A 17,926-nucleotide genomic window follows, 5' to 3' on the forward strand; every position below is an offset into this window, starting at 1 on the left:
TTTCGTTGCTTAAAAAGCGCTTCACTTTTCGGTTGTTATAAATAATATATTGGTATCGATAATCTTTTTCTAACTCTGAAAACCAAACCTCATCTTTTAACCGGATCATGTTCTTTTCAAACTTGGCGGTGGGATTGGGGATTAAATGTTCAATAATTTCGCCTGCAATATCTATTAGAAAGTCAATAACAAGAATAACTCACACCCCCAAAAAGTTAAAATAGAGTTAGATGACATACAAAAAATTAATCTTCCCAATAAAATAAAACCCGATTACTCCCCTTCTTATATAATTTACCATATCAAACAAAAGACCGTACATGCAGCAACATGTCGGTCTGATATTCGGCAGACTCCATAAAGGACCTTAAAATGATGCATGAGAACCGTCCCCATGCCTCAAAGTGAATGGATCCAATCGGAGATATCATTTAGTACTTGGCTGTCTACCTTTTGGGCAACTTTGTATTCTTTTTGGGCTTTTAGGATATTCGCATAGATAGCTGGCATAAATAGGTGATTTAGGTTTGGGTATAGTTTGAATGTGACATTCGGTTTTTGATTTAATAGCTTTTTGTAACCTTCAAAATCATCTTCAACGGTTGCTTGGACGTCTTTTTCTCCTTGCATGATTAATATAGGTTTATCTAAATCCTTAAGATATTGAATTGCAGGATGTTCGCCCATTTCTTTGATATAATAGGCTCTGACGTGTTTCCCTAAAATTGGCGTAGATTTTGCCTCTTCATCGGTTAAGGTGTAAACGTTGCTTAACTTAGACGCTAAAGCTGCTACCTGCTTCTTAGCAATGAATCTCACTACCCTATTCAACGAGTTTAAAGCAAGATCGTTTTGCTTCATCATGATTTCTTCAAATTTTCGTGGTGAACCAGCCATAATGATAATCCCGGCAAAATTTCCGCCTTCCGCGTCAATCCTTGGAGCTAACATCCCGCCCATACTATGTCCGATAATAAAAATTTTGTTTGGATCAATCCGCGGATCCTTTCGCAACATGTCAGCTGCAAGGATGGCATCTTCAATGGTTTCTTCTTTAACCGACAATCCAGTATCGTGTTTCATTTCTTTACCGTATACGAAGGTTCTCTTGTCATAGCGAATGACGGCAATTCCTCTTTCCGACAAACCTTCAGCAAATTCTTTAAAAATAAAATTATTTCCTACTTTGCCGTCCATATTACTTGGACCGGAACCGTGAACCAAGATCACCGCTGGAATGCTACCATTCCTCTCTTCAGGAATACTCAAGATTCCATTAAGCGGATACTTTGTTCCTTCACCAACCACAATTTTTTCTTCAACCATTTTATGTCCACCCCTATTTATCTCAATTTAATCACTTGGTATTTTTGTTTTAACAGATAGTTAGTTTGGCCTATCGCATAATACAGGATTATTTTACCATAAAATTAAGAATTTGTTAGATTGTTAGAAGAAATAAACAATGACTAGTACGGCATGTGCGGTATTCGAACTGGAGTTGTGATTTGCTGCCAAATTTCTTTATATGTAATTTTTTATATCCATTTCTCAAAGGTGTGCTTATATAAAGAATATATACAATATTTCCCTAATAATTTATAATTTTCCTAAAAGATTTGGGAATTTATTTTTTAAACTAAAAGGAGAATAAAAAACACATGTCTATTTCATTGAGACCAATAACTAACGAAAATTGGGAGGCTTGCATTCTATTACAGGTTGCCCCTCACCAACAGTCCTTTATTGCCTCAAATTTATATTCGCTGGCAGAGTCAAAATTTGAGCAATCCTTTGTTCCGATGGGAATTTATTTAGATGATAGAATGATAGGATTTCTAATGTACGGCAAGGACCCGGAGGATGGAACCTATTGGATTATTCGCTTTATGATTGATAAGGCCTTTCAGGGAAAGGGATATGGCCGAGCAGCTTTATCACAAGCTGTAAACTTTCTTGCAAATCTTGAGGACTGCAGCAACACCATCATCCTTGGCGTAAAAGAAGAAAATACACACGCCAATCGATTTTACCAAGCATTTGGTTTTCAAGATACTGGGCGTAGGGAACATGGAGAAATATTGTTAGAATATGTAAAGTGAGACATGGGGACGGTTCTCATGCCTCATTTACCTCTCCCTCTACCCTATGCTGGACACAATAATCTTTGAACAGATTCAATAGTTTCTTTAAAATATCATCGGTTAATTAAAACAAAAAGGACCGAACTGCAGTAACATGTCCGGTCCAGCTATAGAAGGTTCCTTTTATGATTTCATCGTATTAGGCAAGAAAAGCGCAATTTCAGGAAAAATATAAATTAATATTAGATGCATGGGTAGATGCATGGGTAGATGCATGGGGACGGTTCTCATGCATCATAGTGAAAAATCAATGCCACCTTTGGCCTGGTGGCATTGATTTTTTTCTATTTGTTGTTGGTTTTCTATCCTATGTTACTTCTAACTAGTCTTTAAAATTTAGCTATCTATTAAGTATTATTCCAAGACATTCTTTAATGTACCAATTCCTTTAATAGAAACTTCCACTTCGTCCCCAGAATTTAGCCAGATCCTTTCAGTCTCTGGATAACCTAAAATAACTCCTTCCGGTGTTCCAGTGAAAATAAGATCCCCAGGTTTCAGTGTCATATGTTTTGAAATATAGCTTACAATTGTTGCACAACTAAAAATCATATGTTTTGTATTGGAAGGCTGTCGTATTTCACCGTTTACATTAAAGTTTAATAATTTCATAAACTAAGCTCCCTATTTCATATTTCTTGGACATTCTTTTTCAACTCAATAGCACGGCTGGTTCGATATGGTGTAAGATCCAGTTCAATCTCTTCATCCTGAATCATTGCAGCTGCCAAAATACCAACATATGGTCCAAATGTAAGCCCGGATTTCCCTAAGCCAGTAGCAAGTACCACTCCTTCAAGTGTATCTACTGCTCCTACAATCGGTAATAAATCTGGTCCCATTGGTCGAAATCCGATCCGAACCTCTTCCAATGTTCCATCTTCTAAACCAGGCGCAACCGTCAGAGCTTCTGTAAGTACCTCATTCACCCCGCCGGCAGTCAATCGATAATCAAAGTCTGATCCGGTTTCTCTTGTTGCCCCTGCTACTATTCTGCCATCATCAAACGGGACCAAATAATGGCCTGACTCCGGTATAATAATTGGCCAATTAGAAGTATCCTGTTCTTGTAATCTTATATGAGCAATTTGTCCGCGCTGTGGATTGACATTTAAATGAATACCAAATGGCTCCAATAATTCTGGAGCCCATGCCCCTGAAGTTATTAGGACTTTATCAGCAAAAATAGTTTCTTTTCCAACAGTAACACCATTTACTTTCCTGTTTTCATAGATTAATTCTGCTTCACCTTCTACAAACTCAGCCCCGTTACGCACAGCAGCCCTAATTAGAGCATCACGTAGCAAGGCACCATCTACTCTTGCCCCTCCAGATACATACACAGCCTCCAAATCTTTGTTTAGTGATGGAAAAATCTCCTGTGCCTGCGCTCCATTTAAACGAAGAATATCTCCGATCTCAGGTGTATGCTCCCGATTATTTTTTAATCTTTTTTCAACCTCATCCATTTTTTCGGGGTCCGTCGAGACACGCATTGCCCCTACTTTTTTGTAGCCGACTTCATCTTCTCCGTCTTTTTGCAAGGCAGAAATTAAATCAGGATAGGAAGTATAAGCTTTCCTGGCAAGGCTATACCAAGTCTCACTTTCAATGTCTCTAATCCAGGGACAGACAATCCCAGCCCCTGCAGTTGTTGCCTTCCCTTCTTGTTTTTTATCAATCATGATGACTTCCAGATTATTTTTGACCATGTGATAGGCGGCGCTTGCACCTACAATTCCAGTTCCGATTACAATAACTTTCATTTAAATCACTCCCTTTGAGCCAACCCCGCTTTTATGCGTAAGTTTGTATAATTCATTTTGGATTTTCTTCGTAATTCTGCCTATTTCAACCGTTTTCTCGTCTACTTGACGAATTGGTATGATGCCTAAAAATGTTACTGTAAGAAATGCTTCATCCACGTTTAATAAAAATTTCTTATTAAAAGTCGTTTCAACTACTTCCATATCATTTTTTTTGCAAATATCTAATACTGTTGATCTAGTAATCCCATTCAATATAAAGTTATTGGCCGGATGTGTGTAAAGTTTATTATCCTTTACGACAAATACATTGGATGAACTGCCTTCCGTAATTGTTTCTCCCCTGTGCAGGATTGCCTCAAAACAATTATTTTTAACGGCAGTTTCTTTTGCTAAAACATTAGGTAACAAATTTAAACTCTTTATATTACATCTAAGCCACCTAACGTCTTCTACAAGCATTGTTTTTACCCCATTAGTATAAAAGTCTTCCGGCAGTCTCGTAGTTTCCGTTACATGCGCAATTAGTTTAGGCGATACCTCTGGTTTTGGAAAATGATGCGTTCTTGGTGCTGCTCCTCGGCTCATTTGCAAATAAATAAAGCCAGTAACTAAATGATTCTTTTCCTGCAGTTCCAACAATTTTTCCTTTAATACCCCTATATTATATGGAAAGGTTAGTTGTATTTGATCAGCGCTGTCCTGCAGTCTTGCTAAATGTCGATCCAGTTTAAAAGGCTCTCCATTATAAACTCCAATAACTTCATAAACGCCGTCGCCAAATACATAGGCTCGATCTAAAAAATCTGTCTTAACATGTTCTTTCGGAACAATCTGATCATTTTCAAGAACATAGTTCACCTTAAACCACTCCTTTGATAATTCAATACCATTCAAAAATTATAATGTTATAACTTTATAATTTTTAAAGTTAAGAAGAGGCAAAACTCTTGCCATTCAAATAATACGCAGATTCCAAAAATGTACTAAAAGCAACCTCTGCTTCTGGAATCCCGAGTGCTTGAATTTGTTTGGATACAATGCTGGCAAATTGGTCTTGAATTTCCTGCCCGCGTTCAAACCACTTTACTTCGATCAATGGATATCCAGGCACTTCATTGCCATCAAATACATAAGTAGAATGGACAAGTTCCAAGGTGAAATTGTCCGTTCCACAGGCACATAAATCCGCCAATTCTTGTACTAGTGTGGTACTGATTGTTTTTACCTGCTCAACCGAAACACCTCTAATGATTAAATGCGGCATTGATAATTCCTCCTGAACTTTACTTTTTAAAAATTATCTAACTAATGAGTCAAACCGGCTAATAGAATAGCGGTCAATCGGGATTGATGTTTCCCCCTCCACTATTAATTCGGTCATTAGCGTTCCAATTAGCGGCGATAGTGTCATTCCACTATGAGTAGCTGCCACATAAAGATGATCAACACCTGGAATTTCCCCCAGAATCGGAAGACCGTCTTCCGGCATCGCTCGAATACCGGAAAAGGCACGAACTACTTTGGCCTTCCTTAACCCCGGTATATAATGAACGGCCATGTTAGCCGTTTCTTGAATGAGGTCCAATGTAGTTGCCCGGTTGAACCCTTCCTTTTCCATTGAATAGCCGATTAATACCTCGCCATTAAACGTCTGCCTTACACCACTGATTGTAAAATTTAAGAAAGGCTTTAAAGGTTCTGTAACGAGAATTTGCCCTCTTACCTGGTTTACAGGAATGTTGATGTCAACTAATTTACCTAATTCTCTTGACCAAGTGCCTCCTGCGAGAACTAAATTTTTACAAACAAAGGTTCCTTTCTGTGAAACGACAATGAATTCTCCAGGCAGCTTTTGAATTTCAGTTACTTTATTATAAGTAGAATAGTGTACACCATTTTTCTTTGCCGCCCTCATATACCGATCAACTAATCGAAAAGGATTGACGTTCCCATCTATGGAACTATAGGTAGCACCTGCAACATTCGGATTAAGTGATGGCTCTTTTTCCAAGGCTTCTTCACGGGATAAGACCTTGATTTTAATACCGATTTCCTTATAGGCTTTAGCAAGCTGCAAGGCTTTTTCGCGATCAGCTTCATTGAAAAATGGAGAAAGTCCGCCCGTCCGTTTATATTCCACATCGCCAATTTTTTTCGATAAATAGGGAAAAAGTTCGGCGCTGTACATATTAAACTCAGCATACCAGGAAGGAGTTTTATTATGAACCCATATCCATGCTTGTGTCGAACCTGATGTACCGGATAACGGGAATTTCTGATCCAGTACTAGAATTCTATCCTTCATACGTTCAGAAAGGTGATACGCGATACTGCTTCCGAGGACTCCTCCGCCGATAATGATCGTTTCATAATTGGTTTCCAACTATTTCACCTTCCCATCCTCTAACTCCACCTCGTCCAATACAGATTTGACCGAGGAAAATATGGTGCTATTGGTCGTAAGCGTATCAATCTTTATGGGGCTAATCGGCATTCTCATCCGCGGTAAAGGAATCTCAGGAAAAGAAAGACCTGTTTTTTCATGAATAATTTCAGCGACCAGGCTACAGCAAATTTTTGACTGACAGGGGCCCATGCCGCAGCGGGTAAGTCTTTTTATATCATCAAATCTTCTGGCGCCAACCGAGATAACATCCTCGATTTCTTCGTAACTGATTTCTTCGCATCGACATATAATCGTGGTTTTATCCAATCTATTCACCTACTAGTCTCTTATTCATTTCTAATTAAGAGATAAATTGATCTGTAAGGACCGGATGCTCATAGTCTTCTACATGCGCATTTCTAGCTTTCCAAGCCTCCAGATAAAGCTTTGTCTCAAGAATTTCGATTTCTCTCCATAGAGACGTTGTTTGGATATCTGCCTCCTGTTTAGGTATGACTCCTAAAGATTGACAAACATTAATGCCTGCAATCATTCCTGTTAAAAGCAATACTCCTTGTGAGCTAACACCGGCAGCGTTTCCTGCGATAAAAACATCCTCCCGGTCTGTTTGAAAAGATTGGTTGTATTGCGGGATCCAGCCTCCTAATTCTTTTTGGTATCCAAAAGAACACTCCAACTGGTAAAAAACATCAAGGATAGGAGAACGGCCGCCATCGAGAAGAACTGTATCGACAGGAATGGTCGTAACCTGTTCCCCCTGCCTAATATCAATTTCCTCAACCCTTCCGATTCCCCTTGCCTCTTTAATAGAAGAGTTGACATGAACTGGAATTCCTTTCTTGCGAACCTTCTCCACTTTTTCAACGTCACGTGCAAGGATGTAGGGATTTTTTTCCAAAATTGCTTTAACATGTATTTCAACCTCGGAAAGCTGAAGGGCAACATCCATGGTAAAGTCACTAGACCCAACAATGACCGCCTGTTTACCGGGTAGGACGAAATCACGATTCAATAAGGTTTGGGCTGCTCCAATTGTCATGATTCCCGGGAGCGTCCATTTTGGAAAGGCGATAGCCTTTTCAGCTGCACCAGTAGCCACGATAATCTTTTTTGCCTTCAGAGGGAACACATTGGCCTCATCCGATATTCCGACACTTCCATCCTTGTAAAAGCCAATCACTCGGTGACCCAACAAGCAGTGAACGGAGGAGTCCTTGACTTGCTTCCTTAAATGTTCAGCCAACTCAAAGCCACGCATGGGCTCAAAAGCAGCAGGCAACGAATGGAGGACCTGGGTTTGTTGGATTAATTGTCCGCCCATTGTAAGTGATTCTTCCACAATCGTTACATCCAGCCCTCTTAATGCTGTTTCCACGGCAGCCGTAAGCCCTGCTGGTCCTGCACCAATAATAAGAACATCAGTCTCCATGGCATTCACTCCTAACTTGTGGATCACCATCATTAGGATAGATCTTCATCCCGTCTTCCACCTTGGTCATACAAGTCCGCACATGATCTTCCCCGTTGACCGTCATATAACAGCTGCAGCATCTTCCTCGCGAGCAAAACATACCTCGTGGTTGAACTAAATTCCGGCTGACGCCTAATTGTTTTATATCATTGGCCAGCAAGGCAGCCGCAACAGACTGTTGTTCATAAGCAGTGTATGGTTCATCATTAAAATAGATGGTTACTTGTTTTTGAAGCTGTTCCCCTAGGATGGGGTGCTGTTTAATGTGCACAAAAACACCTTCTTATTCATTTTTCGACTCAAATACTTTTCCAATCCCTAGTACCCTTTCAATGACAACCATTAACACGACTGTCAAAAGTATGACGATACTAGAAACGGAGGTAATGATTGGGTCGTACTGGTATTGCATGTAGGTAAAAATCCGGACAGGCAGTGTCACGACATCGGTACTGACAATAAATAGGGCCACGGTTAAGTCATCAAAGGAGGTAATAAAGGCGAAAATCGCCCCAGCAATAACACCTGATTTAATGATGGGAAGCGTAATTTGAAAAAACACCCTCATGCTTCCCGCTCCCAGATTCATCGCAGCTTGTTCAATCGTGCGGTCAAAGCCTACTAAACTGGCGACCACCAAGCGCATGACAAACGGGATGGTTAAAATAATATGGCCAATTACTAACGCTGCCGGGCTTGTTGCCAAACCAATCCAGGAATAAAACTGTAATAGGGCTACCCCAAAGACAACGGTTGGAATCAGAAGAGGAGATCCGACTAGCTGCATAATGGCTGTTTTCCCTCTGAACTGATACCTGACAACTGCTATCGAAGACATCGTTCCAATAACGGTTGAAATAATCGCCGTTCCAAAGGCAACGCCAATACTGAGCATAAACGACTGCATAAATTCTGGATGATTGACTAATTCGGTATACCACCTTAATGTCAACCCTTTGGGAGGAAAAACGATATACTCTGTTTTAGTTAACGATGAAAACAAAACAACTACGATTGGAGCAGCCAAGAAGATGTAAACGAGCAAACAAAAGAAATTTAATCCAAATTTAGGCAATACCTTCCTCATTGAATGGCCACTCCTTTTTTGGAAGCAGTTAATAGTTTGCTATAAATAATAATCGTAATCGTTGCAATAAAGATTAATATGAAACCAATCGCCGATCCGTAAGGCCAATTCAACATCACAGCTACCTGTTCATAAGTAAGGAACGACATTACTTTTACCTGCGGTCCCCCAAGAATCGCCGGAGTGACGAAAGAACTGATTGCTAAACTAAAAACCATTACGGAACCCGCAAAGATTCCAGGCAGCGTTAGCGGCAAGACGATAGAAAAGAATGTTCGAAGCGGGCTGGCACCCAGATTTTGTGATGCTCGAATAACAGATGGGTCAATTCTTTCCAGTGACCCCATAATACTTAACACCATATAGGGAAACAGGACGTGCACCATTCCAATTACCACGCTAAATTCCGTATACAGCAACGTTAACGGCTTATCGATCCACCCAAACTTCAATAACGCATTATTGACAACACCGTTATTGGATAACAAGATAACCCATCCGTAGCAGCGGATTACCATACTGATTAACAACGGTGACAGAACGATTAGAGTTAAATAATTTTTGATTCTTCTGTTTGCTTTCGTAATTTGGTAGGCAACCGGGAATGAAATTACAATGGCAGCTAAAGTAGTCAGCAATGCAATTTTTACCGTCCGCCATAACACCCCAAGATAAAAAGGATCGGAAAGGAATTTTATATAATTCTGGAGCGTCCACTCATTTCCTATTCCACTTGCCGCGTCAAACGTCTTAAAGCCGGTGATAAAAAGGAAAAACAACGGAAGCAAAAAGAAAAATATAAAGATACCAAGGGTCGGAAGTAATAAAAGCAAATAGTCAATCCTCTTCTTCGATAAATTCTTCTTTTTCTGCTTGAATAACAATTCCTGTTCTTGATATGCGGTTTCAGCCTGCATCGGAGAAAAGTCACCTCACTTTTTGGTTGCTAATAAATCCTCTGGATTCCACTGAATACTTACATCTTTCCCCTCTTGAACATGATCGGGATTTAGAACGGTATTTGGAATATCTGCAATGATATGCTTATTTTCCTTGTTCTGTAAGATGTATCTCGTTTTCGCACCCAAAAACATTTTCCTATCAACCTTCACTTTGATGCCATCGTTTGGTTCTAACGAGATATGGATTTTTTCAGGGCGAATATAAAAATCAATGACACTATTTTCCGCTAAATTCCTTGTTACTACCTGCTCATACCCATAAAACGAGACCAAGCTTTCCTTTTCGTTAAGTAGCCTGACAACCTTGCCTTGTACCTGGTTTACTTCTCCAATAAATCTGGAAACAAAATCAGTCTGAGGGTGGTTATAAATCTCAACCGGTGTATCAAGCTGTTCGATTCTTCCTTCATACATAACCGCGATTCTGTCTGAAATGGCAAGTGCCTCTTCCTGATCATGGGTAACAAATATGGTCGTAATCCCAACCTTTTTTTGAATGTCCACGATTTCTTCACGCATTTCTTGACGCAGTTTCGCATCCAAGTTGCTCAATGGCTCATCAAGCAATAACACTTTCGGTTTGATCACAAGTGCTCTGGCTAAGGACACACGCTGCTGTTGTCCGCCGGAAAGCTCCTTCGGAAATCGCTTTTCATAGCCAGTCAGTCTAACCATCTCGAGCGCTTCTGCCACGCGAGATTTAATTTCATCCTTACTCACCTTGCGAAGCTTCAGCCCGTAGGCAACATTCTCAAATACAGTCATATGGGGAAAGAGAGCATAGTTTTGAAAAACCATGCCCATTTCCCTTTTATTCGGGGGAAGCAGGTGGACAGGCTCCCCGTCCACCACAATTTTGCCTCCGTCCACATCGAGGAACCCGGCAATCATGTTAAGGGTTGTCGTTTTTCCGCAGCCGGAAGGCCCCAGAAAGGAAACAAGCTCACCCTGTTTGATTTCAAGGTTCATCTTTTTCACGACTTCTGTTTTATTAAAGGTCTTTACAACATTTTCAAGGCATAAATAGCTCATCTCTTTCACCTCTTTTAGTGGGCTACTTCAATTTCTTTATTGGCTCGTTCTGTCCACTCTGCCCTTTTTGTATTGACATATTCCCAATCCACTTTTACAAGCTTGGCAATTTGATCTTCACCGTAAATGACTTTTTTAGCTATATCTCCTTCAAGTTTCGTGTTTTTCGTAACTGGCCCAGAATATGTTGCGTGCGCCATTTCTACTTGTACTTTTTCATCTAAGATAAAATTAAGAAATTTTTGAGCAAGCTCTGGGTGCGGTGCACCTTTAATTACATTAGTGGTTACAAGTAAAGCAGGTGCGCCTTCCTCAGGAGTTACAAACTCGATTGGGAATCCGGTGTCTTTTAAAAGATTCACACGGCCATTAGCCCAAGAGGTTGCAACAGCTTGACCCTGTAGGAAAAAGTTAGACATATCAGCCGTTTTATCAAATGTCACAGCGTTTTTAGCAATTTCCTTCATTTTCTCAAATCCTGGTTCAATATCTCTATCACTTCCACCGTTTGAAGCAGCAACCATAAGAAGCATATGCACTCCGTACGTTGTGGCCATGGATGGTAAAACTAATTTACCCTTAAATTTCGGATCGGCTAGGTCATTCCATGATTTAAGCGGCTCCCATTTATTTTGTTTAAATGTATCTTTGTTATAGGCCAAGCCCGTTGCTACAATTCCGGTACCAACTCCAATATTGTCCTTATCTTTAGCGATATCGTAAACGTCCTTCAAGTTGGTGACAACGCTTTCATCTAGTGGAGCAAGCAATCCAAAAGCTTTAGCCTGCGCTTGCGGTCCATCATCCAAGAAAGCGACATCTATTTGCGGCTTATCCTTTTGTGCCTGAAGCTTCGACAAAGTATCAACAGAGCTTCCGGTAATATAGGTTACCTTTACTCCAAACTCCTTTTCGAACTTTGGAATCACTTTTTCTTTTAGCCCTTTTTCATAGCTTCCACCATATGCCGCCAATACTAGTGTTTTATCGCCCTCGCCCCCTGATTTTTCGGATGAGGAATTTCCCGTCTGGCTGCTCTGGCTGCTCTTGCTGCTGCACGCAGTCATGATTCCAAGTACTAGACAAATGAATAGGATTAAAGACGCTTTTCTTTTTTTCACACTTACTCCTCCTCAAAAAAAATAATTTTAATGTGGACAAAACCTAAGGAACTGCCTCTTTCCTCCTTCAATTTGATTGTTTGGTTTTTAATTGGAGTAATATTTTAAATTTTCAGATAAGTAATGGCAAAAATATAATATTATAATCTTTTTGATTATAATATTATATTTTATTACTATCCAAAAATGGGTTACCGACTAAAAGTTAATCTCTGTATAATAGGTAACTTTATCCTGACGCACATAGAACTTTGAGTATTCTATTACCTCTCCCTGCTTGGTATAAGTAAACTTCTCCCACTCAAACACGGGTGTACCCGCTTCAATTTGAAGTTTCTTCGCCATTTCGCTGGTAGCAATATACGGCTTAACGAACATCCGGGCCCTTCCCAATGGAATCTTAAATTTTTTCTTTAAAATGTTGTAAATTAGCTCATTATTGATATCATTGGCCGTAAGATTAGGACATTTATCATAAGGCAAATAGGAATATTCCAGATTAACTGGGATATCATTTTCCATTTTTAACCGCTTGATCTTAAAGACTTTTGCACCAGGCTGTAATCCAAATTTGCCTGCCACTTCCTCTCCCATAATTTCCATTGAAAAACTTAGTAATTCATGTGGAAACTCTACTTCATCATCCGAAGTTATCAACAACAATTTATTTATATCCATTTCATTGGTAGTTCCTGCTACAAAAGTCCCCTTCCCGCTTTGTCGGTAAAGGTACCCCTTGCTCACCAACTCCATTACAGCGCGTTTAACTGTAATGGTACTTACATCAAAATGATCAGCCAATTCCTGTTCAGTCGGCAGCTGATATCCAATATCCCACTGCTTCGATGTGATTTTTTCTTCTAATACTTCCTGCACCTGACGATATAGAGGTATATGGTTGTTTTTATCTAGCTTCATAACATCTCACCTAATTTATAATATTATAATTTTATAAGTTTATACTATATTCACTGTTAATATATAATTTACTAAGATTTTCCTATACTGTCAATAATTTTTGAATTATTTAACAAATAATATTTTTAACAAATATAGAAGCAAAAGAACCAGGTAGTTTGGTCAGCAGGCAGGTCTCTACCATCCTTTAACTCTATCAAGGACTGCATCCGAAACGCGACCTTGTTGCACATCCTCCAAGGCTTCCTCAATGATACGCAAACCTTTTTCTAGAGACGCTTCCGAAATCGTTAGGGGCGGGGCAATCCGTAATACGGATCCCGAAAAGAAAGTTAAAAATAATCCTTTTTCCCAGCAGCGCCAACATACTTTTGCTGCAATTGAACCGCTTCCAATTTTTGAATCCCTATTTTCTACAAGATCAACGCCAATCATCAATCCTTTCCCTCGAATATCACCTATCATCTCAAATTTTTCTTTCAATCCAGCAAAGTACCCTTGAACATATTCTCCAAGCAGGTTTGTACGGCTGATAAGATCCTCATTCTCCATCACTTGAATGGTAGCCAAGGAAGCGACACAGCTAACGGGATTCGCTGCAAGTGAAAATGCTCCTGAAGGGGGTTCAACAGAATTCATAATTTCGCTTCTGCCTACCACTGCACTTATCGGCATACCTGATGCGATTGCTTTGCCTAACACGAGTAGATCCGGCTCTAATTGAAAGTGAGAACTTGCAAACCATTCTCCCGTTCTCCCGAATCCCGTTTGAACCTCATCAACCACTATCAATATTCCATGTTTAGAGGTTAATTGTTTTAAAGCGTCTATATAACTTTGTGGTGGAACTAAAACGCCTGAATCTCCTTGAATTGGTTCAATAACAATCGCTGCTACCTCCTCAGGAGGACACACTGTTTCAAATAATTGCTCAATGGCCAAGATACAACGTTTACTTTCTTCTTCACTATCAAGTGGTGATCGATAGACATCAGGAAATGGGATATGATAAACGTCCGGTAATAATGGACCCATGTTCTTTCTCATCGGGAGACTGACAGCCGAAATACTTAAAGCACCATATGTGTTTCCATGATAGGAGCGGCTGTAGGCGATAATCTTAGAACGTTTTGTATAACTTCTCGCTAATTTAATGGCAGAATCATTGGCATCCCCTCCTGATAAACCAAACGTCACTCGTTTTGGAAACGATCCTGGCGTTATACGGATTAGCTCTTCTGAAAGGGAAACAATATGTTCGTGGCTGGCGTATGCAGGATTATAATGGACTAATTGATCTAACTGTGTTTTCATTTTCTCAATAACATATGGATGCCCATGCCCTGTGTTTGTGACACAGGCACTGGATAAAAAATCAATCCATTCGTTGTTGTCATGATCTCTAATAAATTCACCTTTTGCTTCCTTTATTACTAGTGGAAAAAATGGAAGTCTCATTCCTGGTGATAGAACATTCGTTTCACGTTCTAACCAATTGGCGCTGCTCATTTTATTCACATGTGCCGCTCCTTTTCAGAAATTATTCTCACTCTTCAAGTAGTTTTCAATATATATTTGATCCCTATTTATCTCTTTAGCTAAAAATGCATTATCCAAATTGTTCAATCTCCGACAATCTATGTCTTTTAACACATTTCTTAAATATGAGGTTCGAACTCTATCTAAATCAACATTTTTCACATTCAATTGTTCAATATGTTCCGGAATGGCGATAATGGAACCCGGAATATTCTCAGTCGGGTCTCCTCTCTTTATCTTTATCCCCTGCTTTTTAGCAAAGTTTAATTGAGCAATAGGATGTTTTCCTGCTCCGGTGTATTCAGACTCCTGGACGACAATAATTTCGTCTTCATCTAATTGTTGAGCAAGAACTAAAGCCGCTGCCAAAGAGGTATTTCCAGCCGGACCCCTTTCGAGTCCCTCTAGTTTGGCTAATAATTCGGTTGCATAAAATACTTCGCCTTGTGTCACAGTCACAAATCGATCTAAGTATCGTAACGGCCGGGCAGCATTCCTTGGTACATCCGAACGATCAGGATCAATGGAAAAAGGAAAACTAAAACCTGTATGACCAGTAGTAAATGACTTTCGATTAAAATCCTTGTCAGAAGCCATATGCAACCCTGAAAGATCAACAGATACTCCTACGATTTCGGTCTGATGATTCCCAAATTTCTTTAACCCTCGAGCTGTACCTGTAACATTTCCTCCACCTGCATGTGTTACACAAACTGCTGCAGGTTCTCTCCCAAATTGATTCTTAACTTGCTGTCCAATTTCATACCCTAAAGTTTCAACCCCTGCTATTGCGTACGGAGAGTATAACGATGCGTTAAAGTATTGTGTCTGATCGAGTAACAATAGTGCTGTATAGAACAGCTCCGGGCCGACCGTTAACTGGATAACCTCCGCCCCAAGAGCTTCACATTTTCTTCCCTTTTCTAAAATTTCAGGCTGTCCCAACCCCTGGCTATCATAGGTTTCTTGAAGGACAATGCACTTTAGCCCTTGTTTTGCTGCCTGGCTCGCAACCGCTGCACCATAATTTCCACTGGTTGCTGCAATCACTCCCGAAAAACCTTTTTTCTTCGCTTCGTGAACGGCTAAAGTGGCCCGTCTATCTTTAAAACTGCCCGATGGATTTGCTGCTTCGTCCTTCATTAAGATCGTAGCACCTTTACCTTTGGGAGAAATTCTCCGGACCAACTTTGTCAGATTCTTTAATTCAAGTAACGGTGTATTTCCTACTTGGTTGTCTTTTTGAATCTGGGCAACATCCTCCAAGGAATAACCAAGTTGTGTCATCATTTTTTCATAATCAAAGCCGACCAAACCTTGTTTAAATTGGTCATAATCTATTTTTAAGGAGCGTTGCATAATTTCATTTTTACGGTTCATAATTTGTTCAAAAGATACATCGGTAAGCATTGGAACCCCTCATTTCCAAATAAACTTGGGTTATTCTGAAATCATTTTTTCATTTTTTTAAAAGCAGCCGTTGTTCTTCTTCACCAATATTCAGCAATTCATACACTGGGGGACCATAGCTGTGTTCATAACAGGGCTCAATCTGAATTAGTCTGCCAGTAATCACTCTTCCGCTAAGAGTTTTAATATTTACTTCTTCATTTAACACCGCTTCTTCTAGTAAAAATCCCCTTGCTCTCATCTCATAAGGTACATTTTTGGAGTCTTCCGGCAACCGGTTGGATCGTTCCTCAGGATGTAACAATACTCGATGAACTTCGACCCATGTACCTTTGTTTATTTTTTTCAATTAAAACCCTCCCCTTATAAAGCGGTTTCATGAATTCCAACTCACTTAATTTATAATATTATAACTTTATAAGTTTATACTATATTTACTGTTAATATATAATTTACTAAGCTTTTCCTCTATTGTCAATATTTTTTGAATTATTTGAAAAATAAATTTAGAGATGCATGTGGACGGTTCTAATGCCTCAATAGATATAGAAATGAGGCATGGAAGAACGAAATCGCTCTGCGATGGCTCTTTGGGTGCCATACTTTATCATAGGAAAAAATTAAACATAAATTAGAAAAGACCGAACATGCAGCCACATGTCCGGTCCAGCAATCGACTGGGCCCTATAAAGGGGGCGGCAATATTGGATTAACATTTAGGCCAAGGTCATTACCTTGAGGCTGTAGTTTTATTATTATGATTTCATCGAATTAGGCAAGAATAGTGCAATTTCAGGGAAAATATATATCAAGATAATCAGAAGTAGAATCGGAATCATGAAAATCAACGCTCCCTTGAAGATATCACCCAATTCTAAATCATCTGCCACACCTTTTAATACAAAGCAATTCATCCCAACAGGAGGTGAAATTAGGGCCATTTCTACCACCAGGACAATGATAACGCCAAACCAGACTAAATCAAATCCTGCCATTTTCAGTACTGGCATAAGTATTGGAATGGTAACTACCATCATCGCCAACGTATCCATAAGAGCTCCCAATATGATATACATGATAACGATCAAAATAAAAATCATGGTTGGTGTAAGATTTTTATCAAATAAAAAATCTGCCAATAAGATAGGTAGACGAGTAATAACCAAAACATAGTTTAAAATAAATGCGCCCATTAAAATAGCAAACATAAATCCTGTTGTTTTTATCGTACTAAAAATGGCTTCAGCAAATTTATGAAATGTTAGTTTTTTCCTTATTAAACCGATAATAAATGCACCAAAAGCACCCACCCCTGCTGCTTCAGTAGCAGTAAATAATCCGAGATACAGGCCGCCAATGACGATTAAAAACATTATGATTATACTAATATTTGACTTTAATGAAATAAATCGCTCTTTCCAGCTAACACTCACATCCACAGTATTTGATACCAAACTAGGCTTCACGATGACACTAATGACAATAGTTAGCATAAAGAAAATGGTCAACAATATACCTGGAATAACTCCGGCTGTTAGTAGCGCGCCAATGGATTGTTCTGTAATCATCCCATAGATGATGAAAGTGGTACTTGGGGGAATTAAAATGCCCAATGCGCCGCCTGCCACTATGGAACCACCGGTTAAACTTTTACTGTACCCTGCTTTTAACATTTCCTTGGAAGCAATGACTCCCATTGTTCCTGTATTTGCCACACTCGAACCGGAGGCTGCCGCAAACATAGCCGAAGAACCAATCGTAGCTAGTCCCAATCCACCTTTAAACTTTCCAAACCATTTTCGAAATGTATCAAACAATTCTTCACTTATACCAGCTGTATATAAAAACTGCCCCATCAATACAAATAAAGGGATCGTCGAAAGAGTATAACTATAACTCTGATACCATACGATACTATCAATTGATGTCATTAGGGTATTCCATCCCTTTAGATAAAGGATAGCTAAAGTTGCAGGAATTGCCATCGCAATAGCAATCGGGATTCGCATGAACATTAGAATAAAAACTGAAATAATAACGATTACTCCAACCACTTCAACTGACAT

At 39.5% G+C, this 17,926-nt stretch carries 19 protein-coding genes; 1 reads left to right on the forward strand and 18 read right to left on the reverse strand.

The genetic code is table 11. The annotated features are described in order from the left end of the window. Positions 1–399 precede the first annotated feature (399 nt). On the reverse strand, positions 400–1,326 hold the full coding sequence (locus ACZ5B7_RS15740; RefSeq protein ID WP_464490011.1) for an alpha/beta hydrolase family protein: 927 nt from the start codon (positions 1,324–1,326) through the stop codon (positions 400–402). Between the two features lie 335 nt (positions 1,327–1,661). On the opposite strand from ACZ5B7_RS15740, the gene ACZ5B7_RS15745 reads away from it, so the two are divergent. Continuing rightward, entirely contained in the window at positions 1,662–2,102 is a 441-nt protein-coding gene (locus ACZ5B7_RS15745; protein ID WP_464490012.1) for a GNAT family N-acetyltransferase, read from the forward strand. 396 nt (positions 2,103–2,498) lie between these two features. On the opposite strand, the gene ACZ5B7_RS15750 is transcribed toward ACZ5B7_RS15745, so the two are convergent. The 17 genes from ACZ5B7_RS15750 to ACZ5B7_RS15830 form a co-directional block, all read right to left on the reverse strand. Then, a complete protein-coding gene (locus tag ACZ5B7_RS15750) occupies positions 2,499–2,756 on the reverse strand; it encodes a fumarylacetoacetate hydrolase family protein (RefSeq protein WP_464490013.1) in 258 nt (85 codons plus the stop codon). Between the two features lie 17 nt (positions 2,757–2,773). Beyond that, positions 2,774–3,910, reverse strand: a complete 1,137-nt coding sequence (locus ACZ5B7_RS15755; protein ID WP_464490014.1) for an NAD(P)/FAD-dependent oxidoreductase — start codon at positions 3,908–3,910, stop codon at positions 2,774–2,776. After that, positions 3,911–4,771 carry a D-amino-acid transaminase gene (gene dat, locus ACZ5B7_RS15760; protein ID WP_464490015.1) on the reverse strand — a complete coding sequence of 287 codons (861 nt, stop codon included), beginning with the start codon at positions 4,769–4,771 and terminating at the stop codon, positions 3,911–3,913. Between the two features lie 70 nt (positions 4,772–4,841). Further along, the gene (locus ACZ5B7_RS15765; RefSeq protein ID WP_464490016.1) at positions 4,842–5,177 is read right to left on the reverse strand and encodes a DUF1904 family protein; all 336 of its coding nucleotides are present in this window, start codon (positions 5,175–5,177) and stop codon (positions 4,842–4,844) included. A gap of 33 nt (positions 5,178–5,210) precedes the next feature. Beyond that, on the reverse strand, positions 5,211–6,296 hold the full coding sequence (locus tag ACZ5B7_RS15770) for an NAD(P)/FAD-dependent oxidoreductase (protein WP_464490017.1): 1,086 nt from the start codon (positions 6,294–6,296) through the stop codon (positions 5,211–5,213). Next, positions 6,297–6,635, reverse strand: a complete 339-nt coding sequence (locus ACZ5B7_RS15775) for a (2Fe-2S)-binding protein (RefSeq protein ID WP_464490018.1) — start codon at positions 6,633–6,635, stop codon at positions 6,297–6,299. 25 nt (positions 6,636–6,660) lie between these two features. Then, positions 6,661–7,749, reverse strand: a complete 1,089-nt coding sequence (locus tag ACZ5B7_RS15780) for an NAD(P)/FAD-dependent oxidoreductase (protein ID WP_464490019.1) — start codon at positions 7,747–7,749, stop codon at positions 6,661–6,663. Beyond that, positions 7,739–8,062, reverse strand: coding sequence for a (2Fe-2S)-binding protein (locus tag ACZ5B7_RS15785; protein ID WP_464490020.1), 324 nt, complete (start codon positions 8,060–8,062; stop codon positions 7,739–7,741). Before ACZ5B7_RS15785 ends, ACZ5B7_RS15780 begins: the two co-directional genes overlap by 11 nt. Positions 8,063–8,074: 12 nt before the next feature. Next, positions 8,075–8,878 (reverse strand): ABC transporter permease, encoded by an 804-nt coding sequence (locus ACZ5B7_RS15790; RefSeq protein ID WP_464490021.1) that lies wholly within the window; start codon positions 8,876–8,878, stop codon positions 8,075–8,077. Continuing rightward, the gene (locus ACZ5B7_RS15795) at positions 8,875–9,795 is read right to left on the reverse strand and encodes an ABC transporter permease (protein ID WP_464490022.1); all 921 of its coding nucleotides are present in this window, start codon (positions 9,793–9,795) and stop codon (positions 8,875–8,877) included. The genes ACZ5B7_RS15790 and ACZ5B7_RS15795 overlap by 4 nt, the downstream gene beginning before the upstream one ends. Before the next feature lie 15 nt (positions 9,796–9,810). Next, a complete protein-coding gene (locus ACZ5B7_RS15800; RefSeq protein WP_464490023.1) occupies positions 9,811–10,872 on the reverse strand; it encodes an ABC transporter ATP-binding protein in 1,062 nt (353 codons plus the stop codon). Positions 10,873–10,886: 14 nt separating this feature from the next. Continuing rightward, entirely contained in the window at positions 10,887–11,993 is a 1,107-nt protein-coding gene (locus tag ACZ5B7_RS15805) for an ABC transporter substrate-binding protein (protein ID WP_464490024.1), read from the reverse strand. A 198-nt stretch (positions 11,994–12,191) separates the two neighbouring features. Next, entirely contained in the window at positions 12,192–12,911 is a 720-nt protein-coding gene (locus ACZ5B7_RS15810) for a GntR family transcriptional regulator (protein WP_464490025.1), read from the reverse strand. Between the two features lie 177 nt (positions 12,912–13,088). After that, entirely contained in the window at positions 13,089–14,420 is a 1,332-nt protein-coding gene (locus ACZ5B7_RS15815; protein WP_464494505.1) for an aminotransferase class III-fold pyridoxal phosphate-dependent enzyme, read from the reverse strand. A gap of 24 nt (positions 14,421–14,444) precedes the next feature. After that, positions 14,445–15,860: a 2-amino-4-oxopentanoate thiolase subunit OrtB gene (gene ortB / locus ACZ5B7_RS15820; protein WP_464490026.1), complete on the reverse strand. Its 1,416-nt coding sequence runs from the start codon at positions 15,858–15,860 to the stop codon at positions 14,445–14,447. Between the two features lie 49 nt (positions 15,861–15,909). Next, the gene (ortA, locus tag ACZ5B7_RS15825) at positions 15,910–16,209 is read right to left on the reverse strand and encodes a 2-amino-4-oxopentanoate thiolase subunit OrtA (protein WP_464490027.1); all 300 of its coding nucleotides are present in this window, start codon (positions 16,207–16,209) and stop codon (positions 15,910–15,912) included. 406 nt (positions 16,210–16,615) lie between these two features. Then, the gene (locus ACZ5B7_RS15830; RefSeq protein WP_464490028.1) at positions 16,616–17,926 is read right to left on the reverse strand and encodes a TRAP transporter large permease; all 1,311 of its coding nucleotides are present in this window, start codon (positions 17,924–17,926) and stop codon (positions 16,616–16,618) included.

It is taken from the genome of Neobacillus sp. S1115 (assembly GCF_055385565.1).

Bases quoted from the DNA above. Each gene is read 5' to 3' on its own strand.
- ACZ5B7_RS15740 (WP_464490011.1), bottom strand. From the start codon at position 1,326: ATGGTTGAAGAAAAAATTGTGGTTGGTGAAGGAACAAAGTATCCGCTT.
- ACZ5B7_RS15755 (WP_464490014.1), bottom strand. From the start codon at position 3,910: ATGAAAGTTATTGTAATCGGAACTGGAATTGTAGGTGCAAGCGCCGCC.
- ACZ5B7_RS15815 (WP_464494505.1), bottom strand. From the start codon at position 14,420: ATGAGCAGCGCCAATTGGTTAGAACGTGAAACGAATGTTCTATCACCA.
- ACZ5B7_RS15765 (WP_464490016.1), bottom strand. From the start codon at position 5,177: ATGCCGCATTTAATCATTAGAGGTGTTTCGGTTGAGCAGGTAAAAACA.
- ACZ5B7_RS15780 (WP_464490019.1), bottom strand. From the start codon at position 7,749: ATGGAGACTGATGTTCTTATTATTGGTGCAGGACCAGCAGGGCTTACG.
- ACZ5B7_RS15745 (WP_464490012.1), top strand. From the start codon at position 1,662: ATGTCTATTTCATTGAGACCAATAACTAACGAAAATTGGGAGGCTTGC.
- ACZ5B7_RS15790 (WP_464490021.1), bottom strand. From the start codon at position 8,878: ATGAGGAAGGTATTGCCTAAATTTGGATTAAATTTCTTTTGTTTGCTC.
- ACZ5B7_RS15795 (WP_464490022.1), bottom strand. From the start codon at position 9,795: ATGCAGGCTGAAACCGCATATCAAGAACAGGAATTGTTATTCAAGCAG.
- ortB (WP_464490026.1), bottom strand. From the start codon at position 15,860: ATGCTTACCGATGTATCTTTTGAACAAATTATGAACCGTAAAAATGAA.
- ACZ5B7_RS15800 (WP_464490023.1), bottom strand. From the start codon at position 10,872: ATGAGCTATTTATGCCTTGAAAATGTTGTAAAGACCTTTAATAAAACA.
- ACZ5B7_RS15750 (WP_464490013.1), bottom strand. From the start codon at position 2,756: ATGAAATTATTAAACTTTAATGTAAACGGTGAAATACGACAGCCTTCC.
- ACZ5B7_RS15810 (WP_464490025.1), bottom strand. From the start codon at position 12,911: ATGAAGCTAGATAAAAACAACCATATACCTCTATATCGTCAGGTGCAG.
- ACZ5B7_RS15830 (WP_464490028.1), bottom strand. From the start codon at position 17,926: ATGTCAGTTGAAGTGGTTGGAGTAATCGTTATTATTTCAGTTTTTATT.